12 protein-coding genes are annotated in these 15,991 nt (G+C 59.2%); 6 read left to right on the forward strand and 6 right to left on the reverse strand.

Annotated elements, in window-relative coordinates; translation table 11 throughout:
- Positions 1-196: 196 nt before the first annotated feature.
- On the reverse strand, positions 197-2,209 hold the full coding sequence (locus ACQKP4_RS01945) for a hypothetical protein (protein ID WP_427629897.1): 2,013 nt from the start codon (positions 2,207-2,209) through the stop codon (positions 197-199).
- Between the two features lie 91 nt (positions 2,210-2,300).
- Entirely contained in the window at positions 2,301-3,107 is an 807-nt protein-coding gene (locus ACQKP4_RS01950; protein ID WP_427629899.1) for a hypothetical protein, read from the reverse strand.
- Between the two features lie 255 nt (positions 3,108-3,362).
- Here ACQKP4_RS01950 and ACQKP4_RS01955 point away from each other — a divergent pair, with 255 nt between their 5' ends.
- From ACQKP4_RS01955 to ACQKP4_RS01975, 5 genes are all read left to right on the forward strand, one after another.
- Entirely contained in the window at positions 3,363-4,388 is a 1,026-nt protein-coding gene (locus tag ACQKP4_RS01955; RefSeq protein WP_427629997.1) for a LacI family DNA-binding transcriptional regulator, read from the forward strand.
- A 164-nt stretch (positions 4,389-4,552) separates the two neighbouring features.
- Positions 4,553-5,335: a sugar phosphate isomerase/epimerase family protein gene (locus tag ACQKP4_RS01960; RefSeq protein ID WP_427629900.1), complete on the forward strand. Its 783-nt coding sequence runs from the start codon at positions 4,553-4,555 to the stop codon at positions 5,333-5,335.
- Positions 5,328-6,332, forward strand: coding sequence for a sugar kinase (locus ACQKP4_RS01965; protein ID WP_427629902.1), 1,005 nt, complete (start codon positions 5,328-5,330; stop codon positions 6,330-6,332). The genes ACQKP4_RS01960 and ACQKP4_RS01965 overlap by 8 nt, the downstream gene beginning before the upstream one ends.
- A 70-nt stretch (positions 6,333-6,402) precedes the next feature.
- A complete protein-coding gene (locus ACQKP4_RS01970) occupies positions 6,403-7,701 on the forward strand; it encodes an MFS transporter (RefSeq protein ID WP_427629904.1) in 1,299 nt (432 codons plus the stop codon).
- A gap of 21 nt (positions 7,702-7,722) precedes the next feature.
- Positions 7,723-8,700, forward strand: coding sequence for an NAD(P)-dependent oxidoreductase (locus ACQKP4_RS01975; RefSeq protein ID WP_427629905.1), 978 nt, complete (start codon positions 7,723-7,725; stop codon positions 8,698-8,700).
- A 125-nt stretch (positions 8,701-8,825) separates the two neighbouring features.
- Here ACQKP4_RS01975 and ACQKP4_RS01980 read toward each other — a convergent pair whose 3' ends face one another.
- From ACQKP4_RS01980 to ACQKP4_RS01995, 4 genes are all read right to left on the reverse strand, one after another.
- Entirely contained in the window at positions 8,826-10,013 is a 1,188-nt protein-coding gene (locus tag ACQKP4_RS01980; RefSeq protein WP_427629907.1) for a pyridoxal phosphate-dependent aminotransferase, read from the reverse strand.
- Positions 10,014-10,054: 41 nt separating this feature from the next.
- A complete protein-coding gene (locus tag ACQKP4_RS01985; RefSeq protein WP_427629909.1) occupies positions 10,055-11,680 on the reverse strand; it encodes a methyl-accepting chemotaxis protein in 1,626 nt (541 codons plus the stop codon).
- A gap of 260 nt (positions 11,681-11,940) precedes the next feature.
- Positions 11,941-13,083 (reverse strand): glycerate kinase, encoded by a 1,143-nt coding sequence (locus ACQKP4_RS01990; RefSeq protein WP_427629911.1) that lies wholly within the window; start codon positions 13,081-13,083, stop codon positions 11,941-11,943.
- 228 nt (positions 13,084-13,311) lie between these two features.
- Positions 13,312-14,424, reverse strand: coding sequence for a sugar diacid recognition domain-containing protein (locus ACQKP4_RS01995; protein WP_427629913.1), 1,113 nt, complete (start codon positions 14,422-14,424; stop codon positions 13,312-13,314).
- 169 nt (positions 14,425-14,593) lie between these two features.
- Between ACQKP4_RS01995 and ACQKP4_RS02000 the strand changes: the two genes are divergently transcribed.
- Positions 14,594-15,904 (forward strand): MFS transporter, encoded by a 1,311-nt coding sequence (locus tag ACQKP4_RS02000; RefSeq protein WP_427629915.1) that lies wholly within the window; start codon positions 14,594-14,596, stop codon positions 15,902-15,904.
- The last annotated feature ends 87 nt before the right edge of the window (positions 15,905-15,991 follow it).

Here is a 15,991-nt window from a genome sequence, read left to right on the forward strand (position 1 = left end):
TCGCGTACTTAGGAACAACAAAGCCGACCAAATGAGCAAGTCGCTTTTCTTTAGCTCGGGCAAACTACAGCCTAACCAACCGCACGTATGTAGGATTTATCCTGTTGTGCAGTAGGAACAGGTGCCCGGCAGACGGAGAAATCGGAAGGGGGACTGCCCCCCTCCGATAGATACATCCAGAGCTTCTGTTCGTTATTTAGTTAACAGGGCTCCCATCGCAATAGTTGTTACTGGTGTTAAGCAGTGAAACTTCATTAAAAAACTCGGTTGATGGATTCACCACGCCACCGATCGTGATTTCATACCAGATTTTTATATATCCGTTCGGCAGACCTGAACTGGCGGGCGGTTGAATAGGTTTCAGCTTGGTCAGGTACGGCTGGATATTCAGTACAAAGATCCCCCCTGTTTCCGAACCGTTAATCGTGTATGGCGCCGAAAACTCTGTACCCGGGATTTCCACCAAACCGAGCGCATCGCTAGTCCCGACAGAGCGCACGGTCACTGTTGTACCTGTTGGCATATTGCCGACGTCAATTGGCACCGTCACGGGCAACTGGAAATCGGGTCTTTCCAGGTAGCGACAGGATACAAACCCGTTAAAGAGTCGCACGGTGGGTTGGGGTAATACGACGAGAACAGCATCAACCAGGACCGACGTGGGTAATGATTTCATGACGTTACGCCCACCGGTTTCCTCAACAGACCAATAGGCGATTTTTGTACCAGGTCCGGCAGCATCGATAACACTGGCGGGCACGTCGACCTTCAATAACGTCGGCGTAGAGCTCAGCAACTCCGAATGGACGTCAACACCGTTGTACCACAGGCGAACAGTCTCATCGCCAATCGGCGTCCAGGTAACGGGTAGCTCAACCATGGGCGTGCTAATTTCCACCTCTTTACCACGATCAGCGGCGGTAATGTGATTGGGAGTCCGGGAATCCCCTAAGACGGTGACTTGGGTCATATTGGGATTTTCCAGATCAGGAAACGTCGGATTCACTGGGCCTCTATAGGAGAAATCAAGAGCCGACGGTGTAACTGCCGAATCGCGAGGCGGCTCAACTCCCCGATTGAACCGGTAACTGACTTCGATCGGCAGTTGCGCCGTGGATGCACCCCATAACTGCAACAACCTGTTAGTGGTAATCAGAAATTGAAGCGGTCCGGGTAGATTCCCTAATGGCTGAGTACCCAAACTCAGGGAGGTGGCACCCACGAGGCCAACATGCGCGTTAATCAAGTCGGTTGGCTGCCCATTGGTGGTATACAAGACGTGTGCATGAACGGGAGTTTGTATGTCCTCCAGGTCAATGACGTCCGGCAAAATACCCTTGGGAATATTCATCTCTCTAAGTGCTGGTGGCGGCTGGCGGGCAACATCGAAGAAAAGGGAAAAAGACCGCTCACTCACATTGCCCACTACATCGGTCAACGTGTACCAAATGAAAAAACGGCCGTTATTGGTGGGAAGGCCAGTGTTTGGAACAGAGACTGTGCTGGATGCCAAGGCACCGGTATACACGGGCGCGATCGTCGAGCCGTAAGCCGTGTCAATATAAATATTGACAGTGTCATCCGGTCGATAAAAATCATAAGCAATGCCGATGGTGAGCTCGAGTGTCGGATTATTGTTCATCCAATCATCGTCAATGATCGGAGGGGACGGTAAGTTTCTATAAACGATTCTGTCGGGCTGCCCCCTGTAACCGGTATCCTTGTCTTGCACGGGCGCAAAACGGTCAATCTCGATAGGCACCCAACCTGAAAGATCTTCGTTGCCATTGGTGCCTTTATAAAGAGCCAACTGAATCTCGTACAACGTTGAAGCTTTTGGAAGATCGTCGTCATCTAACGACGTTGTAACCACTTCAATATCAACGATCGCGGGACGCCCGGCAACAGGTCCGAAGGTATCATCGGCGACCATAATTCCTCCGTCTCCGGGTCCTTTGCGCAGCCACAGTTCATATTCATCGCCATCCTGAGGGTCAGGAAACGTACCGGTGTTGACACGTACCAGTAAGGGGCCGGGGTCCAGGATGGCTATTGGAATCAGATTATCGACAATTATTCCGACCACTTCTGGATCTGCCAATAGAATACCGACCCCGACATCGGAGGTTCGCAGTGCCAGACGTGAGCGCTTTCCAACTTCCTGTAAGGATAAACGTTCATTTCTGCCGAGTTTATGTTGAATGGTCATCTTGCGGTCTCCATCGCTATTAAATGATTAATGCAAAAACCCTGACACTTCATTTAAACAGACACTTCATTTTCATTCGTTACGCAGCTATTCAGGCAGGCCCTCCACACAATGTTCCACCCGGCAATGTTCGGTCTATCTTGACCAGCCCCTTAAACGACACACCCAGGCGCACTCCTGCGCGATACATGGTGTATCGCGCAGTAGCAGAGTCGTCGTCGACCATGGGTCTTACATAAGGATCGAAGGGGATTAACATAATAAAACCATTATCTACGTCAGCTTGATTGATGACGCGACGAAACTCGTGCGGTGGGGTCAGTTCATCCCCGGTGCCATTTAAATTTTCAAAACCCTGCCAGATGAGTACACACTCGTCCAACACAGCAAAACCATTCTCTGGCCGGATGCTGACTCTCACGCCTTCAAAGACGGGCTTTACCGAAGTGCAGTTCAGATAACCGAAAATCGTTGCATCCGGGAACTGCGGCTCAGCGAACGTTGGCACGACGGAATGATCAACGGTCAACTTTCTTTCTGGCGATGGATCTTCGTTACCGCTAACGCCTTCCAACACGTAGTAAATATACGCAACACCATTAACGCTCATTTGTTGTGGTGTGATTGGAAACGTGAATTCAGGTCTGTCGTCGACGTGTGTGTAGGTCGCACTGAATATCAGCGTGTCGACACCGTTCTGTTTCCAGTAAACATAGAGTTTCGTGTAGTCGGCGGGTTGTCCGGGGGCGGGGGGCGCCGGGAAGTTCAGCCAGCGCGGTATTCTTCCTGTGGTACCTGTCAGCAATTTATCTGCCGGTATTAGCCCGTCCGGATCGGTGTCGCTGACGCCATCGATTGTCAGAGCCGCGGCGATGATCTTTTGCGTGGCCTCAGGCATCGTCACATCCTCTCCAGATGGATCGCGCAGTCATGCAAGCTGCGAGCGACAAAGTAGTGGATAAATTAGGCGCCTGCGCCCTGGACCTGGCTACTGTCATATCTGACAGGTTCGTCAACCGTCTGTCGGATTAATCGGCCGTCTGGCGGTGGATTGCTGCGAGCAAACTTGACGAACAAGCGGTTAATCGGGTTATCTGAAACCGGTTTCAGCGTCGAAATGACCGACGATACTTCCAATAACAAGGTCCATCCCGTGAATGACTTCTCCATCGCCCAGCGCAGCCGCGTCACCATGCTTGACGTCGCCGAGCACGCAGGCGTGTCCAAGGCCAGCGTCTCGCGCTTCATCGGCGATGACCGCGCCCTGCTCTCCGATGCCATTGCCCTGCGCATCGAGCAGGCGATCGCCGAGTTGGGCTATCGCCCCAACCAGATGGCCCGTGGCCTGAAACGCGGGCGAACCCGGCTGATCGGCATGCTGGTGGCCGATATCCGTAACCCCTATTCGATTGCCGTGATGCACGGGGTGGAAACCGCCTGCCGTCAGCACGGCTACAGCCTGGTGGTGTGCAACACCGACCGCGATGACGAGCAGGAACGTCAGCACCTGCAACTGCTGCGCTCTTACAACATCGAAGGTCTGATCGTGAACACCCTCGGCCATCACCGTGAGGAACTGCGCGAACTGCATCGGGAAATGCCGATGGTGTTGGTCGATCGCAAGGTCGAGCAGCTTGAGAGCGATCTGGTCGGGCTGGACAACCCGGCGGCAGTGGAAATGGCCCTCGCCCATTTGCAGGAACGTGGCTATCGCGATGTGCTCATGGTGACCGAGCCGTTTGACGGCACCAGTTCACGCATCGAGCGGGTCAGCAGTTTCAAGGCGCAGATTGCGCAGCGTGCCGCGCTGACCGGCGCGGTGGTGGAAACCGGCACCGAATTGACTGCACAACTGAAAAACTTCCTGAACACCCCAGGCCGTGGACCGAAAGCGCTGTTCTGCGCCAATGGCATTGCGGCGCTGGCCAGCACCCATTCGTTGCGCGAGCTTCAGTGCAATCTGTTTGAGGATGTCGGGCTAATTGCGCTGGATGATCTGGACTGGTATCCGCTGGTCGGTAGCGGGATTACTGCGCTTGCGCAGCCGACCGCCGAGATAGGCGCGAGTGCGTTCGAGTGTTTGCTCAAGCGCTTGCGCGGGGATGCCGGGCCGGTGCGGACGCTGGACTTTTCGGCGCGGTTGATTGTACGGGGCTCGACAGTTGGGCATTTGCAGTGAAGGTCAGGGCCTCTTCGCGGGCAAGCCCGCTCCCACCGGTTTTGTGCGGGCCGCGAATCCCTGTGGGAGCGGGCTTGCTCGCGAAGCGCCCTGGAAAACACCCCATCACCTAAGCAGTGCTTTTTTTTGAACAAAAATGAAACCGGTTTCAGAGGTATAAAACAATGAATAAACCACCCGTTGCCATCAGCCTCTCCAGCTACGGCGCCGACCTGGTCCGCCAACGCGGCCAAGGCAGTTTTATCGAAGTACTGGCCGCCGCTGGCGCCACACGCATCGAATGGCGCCAAGAATTGCTGACCGATGAAAACCCACGGCAGTTGGCCGACGCCACTCACTCCCATGGGCTTGAAAGCATCTATTCCTCGCCGATGGAACTGTGGCTGGCCGGCCAGTCGAACCCCAACCCTGAACTGCCTGCCACCCTTGAGCGCGCGCAGTTGTTTGGCGCCAGATGGCTGAAAGTCTCCCTGGGCTACTTCACCGACAACAATGATCTCCAGGCATTGAGCCGGGTTCTCGCGCAAAGCCCTGTGCAGCTGTTGGTGGAAAACGACCAGACCTTGCACGGCGGCCGCATCGAACCGTTCCAACGCTTCTTCGGTGAGGTCGAGCAGCACAATTTGCCGATCAAAATGACGTTCGATATCGGCAACTGGCAGTGGCAAGACCAGTCCGCCGCCAGCGCCGCACGGTTGCTCGGCCGGCATGTCGGTTATGTGCATTGCAAAGCCGTGACACGCCGGGCCGACGGCAAACTCGTCGCTATTGCGCCGACCGTCAGCGACGTGCAGCGCTGGGAACAACTGCTGCGGCACATGGCCCAAGGGGTAATGCGCGCGGCGGAATATCCGCTGCAAGGCGATGACCTGGTGCAACTGACCACCGACCACGTGGCCACCCTCGCCCGCCTCGGTCAATCCCGTTTGGAGAGCGCTCATGTCTGAGATCGATATTCTGTCGTTCGGCGAAACCATGGCGATGTTTGTCGCCGAGCACAACGGCGATCTGGCCACAGTCGGCCAATTCCACAAGCGCATTGCCGGCGCGGACAGCAACGTTGCGATCGGCTTGTCACGACTGGGTTTCAATGTCGCGTGGTTGAGCCGGGTCGGCGCCGATTCTCTCGGGCGATTTGTCATCGACACGCTGCGCAAAGAAGGCCTGGATTGCAGCAACGTCGCCATCGACGCTGCGCACCCGACCGGATTTCAGCTCAAGTCGCGCGCCGACGATGGCAGCGATCCGGTGGTCGAATATTTCCGGCGTGGTTCGGCGGCCAGTCACTTGTCCGTGCAATCCATTTCGCCGCCGTTACTCAACGCCCGGCATTTGCACGCCACTGGCATTCCGGCGGCGCTGTCTGCCTCGGCCCGGGAAATGTCATTCGAACTGATGACTCGCTTGCGCGACGCCGGGCGCAGCGTGTCGTTCGACCCGAACCTGCGCCCAAGCCTATGGGCCAGCGAACAGTTGATGATCACCGAGATCAATCGCCTCGCCGCCCTCGCCCACTGGGTGCTGCCAGGGTTGAACGAAGGCCGGTTGCTGACCGGGTTTGAAGACCCGGCCGACATCGCGGCGTTTTACCTCGATCAGGGCGCGGAAGCGGTGGCAATCAAACTCGGGCCGCACGGTGCCTATTACCGCACGCAGCTGGATCAGGGATTTATCGCCGGTGTGCCAGTGCAAACAGTGGTCGATACCGTTGGCGCTGGCGACGGGTTTGCGGTCGGCCTGATCAGCGCCCTGCTGGAAAACCACAGCGTGGCCGACGCTGTGCGGCGTGCCAACTGGGTTGGCAGTCGTGCGGTGCAGAACCGTGGCGATATGGAAGGGTTGCCGACCCGAGCCGAGATGTCAGTCGAATTCGAGACAACTCACTGCCACCAGGAGTTTGTGCGCGCAACAGATCCAATGTGGGAGCGAGCTTGCTCGCGATGAGGCCATAGCGGTCACTGATGATTTAGCCGTTACCTGCTGCGACAAAAACAACAAGCTCAGGAGCATCACTATGAAAACCGCCTCACTCGCCGCCCGCCGCTGGTGGTACATCATGCCCATCGTCTTCATCACCTACAGCCTGGCGTACCTGGACCGCGCCAACTACGGCTTCGCCGCCGCCTCCGGGATGGCCGCCGACCTGATGATCACGCCGGGCCTGTCGTCGATGCTTGGCGCTCTGTTCTTCCTTGGCTACTTTTTCTTTCAGGTGCCGGGCGCGATCTATGCGCAGAAGCACAGCGTGAAGCAGCTGATTTTTGTCAGCCTGATCCTTTGGGGCGGCCTGGCGACACTGACCGGGATCGTCTCCAACGCCTACTGGCTGATCGTCATTCGCTTCATGCTCGGCGTGGTCGAAGCCGCCGTGATGCCGGCGATGCTGGTGTATTTGTGCCACTGGTTCACCCGTGCCGAACGCTCGCGCGCCAACACCTTTCTGATCCTCGGCAACCCCGTGACCATGCTCTGGATGTCGGTGGTATCGGGTTATCTGGTGCAGCATTTCAGCTGGCGCTGGATGTTCATCATCGAAGGTTTGCCGGCGGTGATTTGGGCGTTTATCTGGTGGCGTCTGGCTGATGATCGTCCGGCCCAGGCCAAGTGGCTGACCGATCAAGAGAAGCAGGATCTGGAAAGCGCCCTCGCCGCCGAACAGGTCGGTATCAAAGCGGTGAAGAACTACGCCGAAGCGTTTCGCTCGCCGAAAGTGATCATCCTCGCACTGCAGTTTTTCTGCTGGAGCATTGGCGTCTACGGCTTTGTGCTGTGGCTGCCGTCGATCCTCAAGGCTGGCGCGCAGATGGACATGATCGAAGCGGGCTGGCTCTCGGCGCTGCCGTATCTGGCGGCCGTCGTCGGCATGTTGCTGGTGTCCTGGGGCTCGGACAAATTACAGAAGCGCAAACGCTTCGTCTGGCCGCCGCTGTTGATCGCCTCGATTGCGTTCTACGGTTCTTACGCCTTGGGCGCTGAGCACTTCTGGTGGTCCTACACGCTGTTGGTGATCGCCGGCGCCTGCATGTATGCGCCTTACGGTCCGTTTTTCGCGATTGTCCCGGAAATCCTCCCGGCCAACGTGGCGGGTGGCGCCATGGCGTTGATCAACAGCATGGGCGCGCTGGGTTCGTTTGGCGGCTCCTATCTGGTCGGTTACCTGAACAGCAGCACCGGTTCGCCAGGGGCCTCGTATTTACTGATGAGCGGTGCGCTGATGCTCTCGGTGGTGCTGACGATTTTCCTCAAGCCCGGCGCCAGTGACCGGGTCGTAGCCAAATCGGCCTTGCAACAGCCAGTGGCTGCTCACCCTTGAATTGAAGTTGAGACGATGACAATGAGAAAGCAGGTTGTGCTGTACAAGAAACTCTCGCCGCTGCTGATGGCTCGCCTGCACGAGCACGCCGATGTGACGCTGATCGACAACCTCAAGCCGGACGGCCTCGCGCAGTTGCGTGACGCCCTGCCCCGCGCCCACGGCTTGCTCGGGGCCAGCCTGAAACTGGACGCGCAACTGCTGGACCTGGCGCCGAACCTGCAAGCCATCGCCAGCGTCTCGGTCGGTGTCGACAACTACGACATCGACTACCTGACCGAACGGCGCATTCTGCTGAGCAATACCCCCGACGTGTTGACTGAAACCACCGCCGACACCGGTTTTGCCTTGATTATGGCGACCGCCCGACGCGTGGTGGAACTGGCCAACATGGTTCGCAACGGCCAGTGGAAACGCAACATCGGTCCCGTGCATTTCGGCACGGATGTGCACGGCAAGACGCTGGGCATTATCGGCATGGGACGCATCGGCGAGGCGTTGGCGCAGCGTGGGCATTTCGGCTTTGGCATGCCGGTGATCTATCACAGTCATTCGCCGAAACCCGCGGTGGAACAGCGTTTCAATGCGCAGTACCGCAGCTTGCCGCAGCTGTTGCGAGAGGCGGACTTCGTCTGCCTGACGCTGCCGCTGACCGCTGAAACCCAAGGTTTGATCGGCGCTGAGCAGTTCGCGCTGATGCGCCCGGAAACGATCTTTATCAATATTTCCCGGGGCAAGGTGGTGGATGAAGCGGCGCTGATTAACGCGTTGAGTGACGGGCAGATTCGTGCGGCCGGGCTGGATGTGTTCGAGCGTGAGCCGCTGAATCAGGATTCGCCATTGATGCAGTTGAACAATGTCGTGGCGACGCCGCACATGGGCTCGGCGACCCATGAAACGCGGGAGGCAATGGCGAAGTGTGCGGTGGACAATCTGTTGATGGCGTTAGCGGGCAAGCGGCCGGCGAATCTGGTGAATGCTGGGGCGTGGAAGGCTTAGGGAATCTGGCGTCTGGCACGCAGCCTTCGCGAGCAAGCCCGCTCCCACAGGGGGATTTGTGTTCGATGTAGATCCCTTGTGGGAGCGGGCTTGCTTGCGATGGCCGCACAAACGATACAAAACCGTCAGGCCCGTCGTGCTTCGAGCAAATCCGCCGCACACCGCGCGATCCGCCGACACGCATCCACCAGTTTTGCCTGGTCCACCACCAACCCGAGCCTGATATGCCCCGCGGCACTCGGCCCGAATGCCTCCCCGGCCAGCACCGATACGCCATAGCCGTCCAGTAGCCGCTCGGCAAACCCCTGGGCGCCAAGCCCGGTCTGGCGTATGTCAACCATCACGAACATCCCGCCGTCCGGCCGGATCGGCCGAATACCGGGACAGCCACTCAACCGCGCGCACACCAGATCGCGACGCTGGCGATATTCCTCGCGCATGAGTGCCACTTCCGGCAAGTCTTCGTCGAGCGCCACTTGCGCAGCTTTTTGCACAAAATCCGGAATGCCAAACAACATGCACAACGACAAATGCACAAGGTGTTCGACCAGCGTCGTTGGGCCGATTACCCAGCCTATGCGCCAACCGCTCATGGCGTGGGACTTGGACAAACTGTTGAGGGTCGCGGTGCGTTCCGCCATGCCCGGCAGACTTGCCGGGCTGATGTGTTCGCCTTCGTACAGCAGATCGCTGTACACCTCGTCGCTTATCAGCCACAGATCGTGGCGTATGCACAACGCGGCCAGCGCTTGCCAGATCTTCAACGACAGGCTCGCACCGGATGGATTGTTTGGACTGTTAAGCAGAATGGCGCGGGTTTTCGGCGTGATCAGCGCCGCGACGTCCGCCGGATCGACCCGAAAGCCATTGTCGGGCCGCACAGCCACCGGCACCACTTTCGCCCCGCAGGCACCGAACACGCCTTCATAGGTCACGTACATCGGTTCGGCGATGATCACCTCGTCGCCGGGGTCGAGCAGGCATTGCGCCACCGTGTACACCGCACATTGCGCGCCGGGCAACACGAGCACATGCTCGGCGTCCACCGCCTGACCGCTGCGCTGCCGATGACGGCTGGCGATGCTGTTGCGCAAGGTGCGCAGACCGCGCACATGCGAATAGTGCGTCTCGCCTGCCAGCAGGCTGTCGATGCAGGCCTGGACAATCGGCTTGGGTGTGTCGAAATCCGGGTCGCCGACGGACAGCAATAGTACGTCGACGCCCTGCTCGCGCATTTCCAGCGCCCGATCATGAATCTGCCAGGCTGCCGCGCCTTCGCCGGCGATTCGTTGGGTCAAGGCTGAATAGCGCATGAATCTCTCCTTTCGCGCGAGCTCCTAGCCTCAACCCTATCTCAAATCACGAAACGCGCCACCATCGCATTCAAATCAACCGCCAGTCTCGACAGTTCATGGGAAGCAGCGCTGGTCTGGTTGGCTCCGGCGGCGGACTGGGTGGCGAGGTCGCGGATATTCACCAGGTTGCGGTCGACTTCACGAGACACCTGGGCTTGTTCTTCCGAGGCGCTGGCGATCACCAGGTTGCGTTCGTTGATCAGGTGGATCGACTGGGTAATCTGCTCCAGCGCAACACCGGCGGCGCGAGCCATTTCCAGGGTGCTTTGGGTGCGCTGATTGCTTTGCTGCATCGACGAAACCGCTTCGCCGGTGCCGTTCTGGATGCCGGCGACCATTTTTTCGATTTCCTGGGTCGACTGGGCGGTGCGATGGGCCAACGCCCGGACTTCGTCGGCCACGACGGCAAAACCACGTCCGGCTTCACCGGCACGGGCCGCTTCGATGGCCGCGTTGAGCGCCAGCAGGTTGGTTTGCTCGGCGATGGCGCGGATCACGTCCAGCACTTTGCCGATATCGCGACCTTGCGCGGCCAGGCCTTCGATCAGCACTGAGGTGTTTTGCACGTCGTGGGTCATCGTCTGGATCGCGTCGACGGTTTCCACCACGCGGTTACGGCCTTCGCGCGCCGCTTGCGTCGACTCGCTCGACGCTTCAGACGTCGACACCGCGTTGCGCGCGACTTCTTCCACGGCGGCGGTCATTTCGTTGACGGCGGTGGCGGCCTGCTCGATTTCATTGTTTTGCTGTTGCAGGCCGCGAGACGCTTCCTCGGTCACGGTGCTGAGTTCTTCAGCAGCGGCACCCAGTTGCGTGGCGGAACCGGCGATCTGCTCGATGGTTTTACGCAGATTGGCCTGCATGACAGACAAAGCACCGAGCAAACGCGCCGGCTCGTCCTTGCCGTCGATTTCGATCACTTTGGTCAGGTTGCCGCCGGCAATGGTTTCAGCGGCCTGCACGGCGCGGTTCAGCGGCGTGACGATACTGCGAGTCAGCAGCCAGGCCAGCAACACGGTCAACAGCGCCGCCACCACCGACACCACAATGATGCCGTTCACGGCGGTGCTGTAATTGTCTCCAGCGATCACACCGGCGGCTTTCGCACCATCGACGTTGTACGCCACCAGTCTGCTGAGCTGCTCGCCCATCAGGTCGGTGCCGTCCTTGATCCGCGTGTTGATGAGGGTGCGCATCTCTTCGATTTTGTTCTGGCGCGACAGCTCCATCATTTCGCGCTGGGCTTGCATGTAGTTGTCCAGCGTCACGCTGAACACCTTGTACAACGCCGCTTCATCCGGGACCGCCGGCAACTCGGCGTAGCTGGCCTGAGCCTTGCGTGCCTTGTCGGTCAGCACGGCAATCCGGGTTTCGGCTTCCTGCAAACTCGCCGGATCGCGGTTCACCAGGATACGAAACGACAGAATGCGCATGCGCAGAATATTTTCGGTGACATTGCCCAGGAAGCTGACGCTGGGCAACTGAGTGCTGCCCATGTCGATGGAGGACTGGCGGATGATCGACATCCGGTTCACGGCAAACACACCCAGCACGATAACCAGCAAGGCAATGAAGGCAAAACCCAGGAAAGCTCGGGGCGCGATATTCAGGTTACGCAGGGACATAGGACGATACTCGGTGGAGTGTGGCGGCGAGCATCCTTGCCATGATGGCTGAATCGCGGGCGATGGCAGGCGTGATTCAGCATGGCGCCGGTGTTGTTGGCTTTCGTTGGCGCTTATCCGCTGTATCGGCTGGGGATGAGTTTTGTTGCGGGGGATGTCGAAAAATATTTCACGGGGCGACGAAGTGTCATCACGCGCAAACACAACCTGCCGCAGCGGCTGCCGACGTTTCGCGGCAGTTGCTGCAGCACGGTGTTGAATCAGGCTTTGCCAGCGGCCATGCGCCAGACCCGCGCGATATCACGGGTGCGATCTTGCAGTAACTGCGGCGCCTCGGCGCACGCCTGCTCAAGGGTCATCGGGCCACTGGCCAAGGCGAATGCGGCATGAATGCCATGTTCGTACAACGCCTGATAACCCTCGCCCAAGGTTCCGGCGATCACAATCACCGGCACGCCGTGCTGGCGGGCGATGCGCGCCACGCCAAAGGGGGTCTTGCCGCGCAAGGTTTGCGCATCGAATCGGCCTTCCCCGGTGATCACCAGGTCAGCGCCCTTCACGGCTTCGGCCAAACCGACCAGTTCGGCGACCACTTCCACGCCGGCTTGAAATTGCGCGCCAAGGAACGCCTTGGCCGCGAAGCCCAAACCACCGGCAGCGCCGCTGCCCGGTTCGTCTTGTACGTCGTGGCCCAAAACAGCGACACAGCGTTCGGCAAAGTGCCCAAGCGCCTTATCCAATAGCTGCACTTGCTCGGGCGACGCGCCTTTCTGCGGACCAAAAATCACTGAGGCACCGTGAGGACCGCACAGGGGATTGTTCACGTCAGCCGCGATGTCGAAGCGCACTTCGGATAGCCGTGGGTCGATGTTGCTGAGATCGATGAGCGCCAATTGCGCCAACGCCAGCCCGCCCGGCGCCAGCGTTTGCCCCTCGGCGTCCAGCAATTTCACGCCCAACGCCTGCATCGCCCCGGCGCCGCCATCGTTGGTGGCGCTGCCGCCAATCGCCAGAATCACCCGTTGCGCCCCTGCATCCAGCGCCGCGCGAATCAATTCGCCGGTGCCAAAAGTGCTGCTGGTGCACGCATCGCGCTGGCCCGTTGGCACCAATTGCAAACCACTGGCCTCGGCCATTTCGATGATCGCCGTGTGATTGTGCGGCAACCAGCCCCACGCGGCATCGACCGCTGTGCCAAGCGGCCCACGAACATTCGTACGGCGCAGTTCGCCTTCGCACGCGGCCAGAATCGACTCCACCGTGCCTTCACCACCGTCGGCCATCGGGCATTTAACCAATTGAGCCTCTGGCCAGACGTGCGCCAGACCACGGGCAATGGCATCGGCAACACCTTGGGCGCTGAGGCTGTCCTTGAACGAATCGGGGGCGATGACGATCTTCATGCGAATTCTCCAGTTCCAATAAGCGCCATGCTGCCAGTAGCCCCACACAATAACGCCGGTCCGCTGCACAAGCGGGGATGGCGTTTATTGTTCATTTTCACAAAACGGCCGTGTTGTTGGCGTGGATGGCCTCTTCGCGAGCAAGCTCGCTCCCTCAGGGATATGCATTCCATGTGGGGGCGAGCTTGCTTGGGGTGGCGTTCCGACGTCTTTGAAATCACCATCGCCCTAGTCGGTTTGTGGGAGAAGCTGCACACCCAGGTACAGCGCCAGCATCCCGTCCAAGCGCAACGGATCAACCCCGCTCAGTTCGGCAATCCGCTCCATCCGATAACGCAAACTGTTGCGATGAATCCCCAGCGCATCGGCGCACGCCTGACTCTGCCCGTCGTGCTCGCACCAACTGCGCAAGGTTGCGAGCAATTGGCCGTTGCTATCCTTGGCGATCATTTTGCGTAGCGGCTTGAGCAGTTCATCCAGCGCATCGTCGTTGCGGTGACGCCACAGCATCACCGGCAACCGATAGCGGGTCAGCGTCAACAAGCGCGAACGGGGCAACACATCGCGCCCATACGCCAGCAAGTCGCCTACCCGTCGATAGCAGCGACGTAACCCGGTCAAGCCGTCCGCTTGCCCGCCGACGGCAATGCGCAGAATGTTCCAGCCCAGCCCGTCGAGTTTTTCCAGCAACCGGTCATTTTCGATCGATTGCGATGCCGGTCGACACCACAGCAACGACGACTTTGCCGAACTCACACACCAACTGTCCGGGTAACGCGACGTCAGCCAGGCACTCAGTGCATCCACCGTTTGCCCCGGCCCGTGTTCGCTGCCCAACTCAAACAGGTAGGGCACCCGCGTCATCTGCGGTTTCAGGCCCAATTGCTGTGCTTCGTCCAGCAAGCGCGGCGAATCCCCTGCCTCACTCAGGAGCAAGGCCAGCAAATCATCGCAACGCTGGCGCCGCCATTGCTGCTCGGCCTGCTGGTTACGCTGGGCCACGAGCATCTCCGCCGTCATCCGCACCAACTCGGCGTAGGTGCGCAATTGCTCGGGCTCGCCGGTAATGCCCAGCACGCCAATCAAGCGCTGATCGAGCAGCAGCGGCAAGTTGATCCCCGGTTGCACGCCTTTGAGATGAATGGCTGTCTGTGCGTCGATTTCCACCACCCGACCGTTGGCCAACACCAGTTGTGCGCCTTCATGGCGGGTGTTGATGCGCTCCGGTTCGCCACTGCCGAGGATCAAGCCCTGACTGTCCATCACGTTGACGTTGTACGGCAGAATGGCCATCGCCCGGTCGACGATGTCCTGGGCCAGGTCGTGATCGAGTTCAAACATGACGGGGGTCCTTGAATACGGGAATGAAACGGGTTGTTCACCCGCACAGGCCTTGGTCGCAAACCCTGTGCTCAAGCACAAAGACAACGACCCGAAGCGTGGCCGAGACTCTCAGGGCGATCAACGTTACCCTTTGCATCGCAAAAATCATAATAAAGAGAGAGCCGCCATGTCACAGAGCGCCGCAGCTATCCAGGCCATCGCTGACGATAAAAACGCCGTCTACAAGCGCATAACCCTGCGTTTGATCCCCTTCATCTTCATCTGCTACCTGTTCAACTACCTCGACCGGGTAAACGTTGGATTTGCCAAACTGCAGATGCTCGACGCGCTGAAATTCAGCGAAACCGTATACGGCCTCGGGGCCGGGATCTTCTTTATCGGCTATGTGCTGTGCGGCGTGCCGAGCAACCTGGCGCTGACCAAATTCGGCCCGCGACGCTGGATCGCGCTGATGATGATCGTCTGGGGCACGTTGTCGACCTGCCTGCTGTTCGTCACCACCCCGACCGGGTTCTACACCCTGCGCCTGTTCACTGGCGCTGCCGAAGCCGGGTTCTTCCCGGGCGTGGTGCTGTACCTCTCGCAGTGGTTCCCGACCTTCCGCCGTGGCCGCATCATGGCGCTGTTCATGTCGGCGATCCCGGTGTCCGGCCTGCTCGGCAGCCCGTTTTCCGGCTGGATCCTCAACCACTTCGCCGCCGGCCAAGGTGGTTTGGCGGGCTGGCAGTGGATGTTCCTGCTGCAGGGCGTTCCGACCGTGATCCTCGGCGTCCTCGCCTACTTCTTGCTGAGCGACAGCTTCGCCAACGCCAAGTGGCTGACTGCGCACGAACGCTCGGTGCTTGAAGCGGATCAGGCAGAAGACCTGGCCAACAAACCGAAAACCACCACCGACTCGTTGCTGGCCGTGTTCAAGAACCCGGCGATCTGGGCCTTCGGCTTGATCTACTTCTGCATCCAGAGCGGTGTTTACGCGATTAACTTCTGGCTGCCGTCGATCATCAAAAACCTGGGTTTCAGCGATAACCTGGTGATCGGCTGGTTGAGTGCGATTCCGTACCTGCTGGCGGCGGTGTTCATGTTGATCGTCGGTCGCTCGGCCGACCTGCGCAAAGAACGCCGCTGGCACTTGGTGGTGCCGATGCTGATGGGCGCAGTGGGCCTGCTGATTGCCGTAAACTTCGCGACGACTCCGGCCATTGCAATTCTCGGCCTGACCATCGCCACCATGGGTGCCCTCACCGGCCTGCCAATGTTCTGGCCCGTGCCGACGGCACTGCTGAGCGCGGGTGCGGCGGCGGGTGGCTTGGCCTTCATCAACTCCATGGGGCAAATGGCTGGTTTCCTGAGCCCGTATCTGGTGGGTTGGGTCAAGGACAGCACCGGCTCGACCGACGCCGCGCTGTATCTGCTGGCGGGTGTGATCGTCTGCGGCAGTTTGCTGGCGCTGCGCATGACGCGCACGTTGCGGGTGTAACTTTCAGCGCAGACAAAAAAACGGCCCTTTTCGGGCCGTTTTTCATTGCTCGCACATTCCACCGGCTGACGCCTTGGCCAACCGCCC

It is taken from the genome of Pseudomonas sp. NPDC086278, assembly GCF_050280905.1.
In the GTDB taxonomy this organism is placed as follows: domain Bacteria; phylum Pseudomonadota; class Gammaproteobacteria; order Pseudomonadales; family Pseudomonadaceae; genus Aquipseudomonas.

What these genes read in the sequence shown, in the direction of transcription:
- ACQKP4_RS01985 (WP_427629909.1), bottom strand. Translation starts at nt 11,680, where the DNA reads ATGTCCCTGCGTAACCTGAATATCGCGCCCCGAGCTTTCCTGGGTTTT.
- ACQKP4_RS01995 (WP_427629913.1), bottom strand. Translation starts at nt 14,424, where the DNA reads ATGTTTGAACTCGATCACGACCTGGCCCAGGACATCGTCGACCGGGCG.
- ACQKP4_RS01950 (WP_427629899.1), bottom strand. Translation starts at nt 3,107, where the DNA reads ATGCCTGAGGCCACGCAAAAGATCATCGCCGCGGCTCTGACAATCGAT.
- ACQKP4_RS01965 (WP_427629902.1), top strand. Translation starts at nt 5,328, where the DNA reads ATGTCTGAGATCGATATTCTGTCGTTCGGCGAAACCATGGCGATGTTT.
- ACQKP4_RS01960 (WP_427629900.1), top strand. Translation starts at nt 4,553, where the DNA reads ATGAATAAACCACCCGTTGCCATCAGCCTCTCCAGCTACGGCGCCGAC.
- ACQKP4_RS01945 (WP_427629897.1), bottom strand. Translation starts at nt 2,209, where the DNA reads ATGACCATTCAACATAAACTCGGCAGAAATGAACGTTTATCCTTACAG.
- ACQKP4_RS01970 (WP_427629904.1), top strand. Translation starts at nt 6,403, where the DNA reads ATGAAAACCGCCTCACTCGCCGCCCGCCGCTGGTGGTACATCATGCCC.
- ACQKP4_RS01980 (WP_427629907.1), bottom strand. Translation starts at nt 10,013, where the DNA reads ATGCGCTATTCAGCCTTGACCCAACGAATCGCCGGCGAAGGCGCGGCA.
- ACQKP4_RS01975 (WP_427629905.1), top strand. Translation starts at nt 7,723, where the DNA reads ATGAGAAAGCAGGTTGTGCTGTACAAGAAACTCTCGCCGCTGCTGATG.
- ACQKP4_RS01990 (WP_427629911.1), bottom strand. Translation starts at nt 13,083, where the DNA reads ATGAAGATCGTCATCGCCCCCGATTCGTTCAAGGACAGCCTCAGCGCC.
- ACQKP4_RS02000 (WP_427629915.1), top strand. Translation starts at nt 14,594, where the DNA reads ATGTCACAGAGCGCCGCAGCTATCCAGGCCATCGCTGACGATAAAAAC.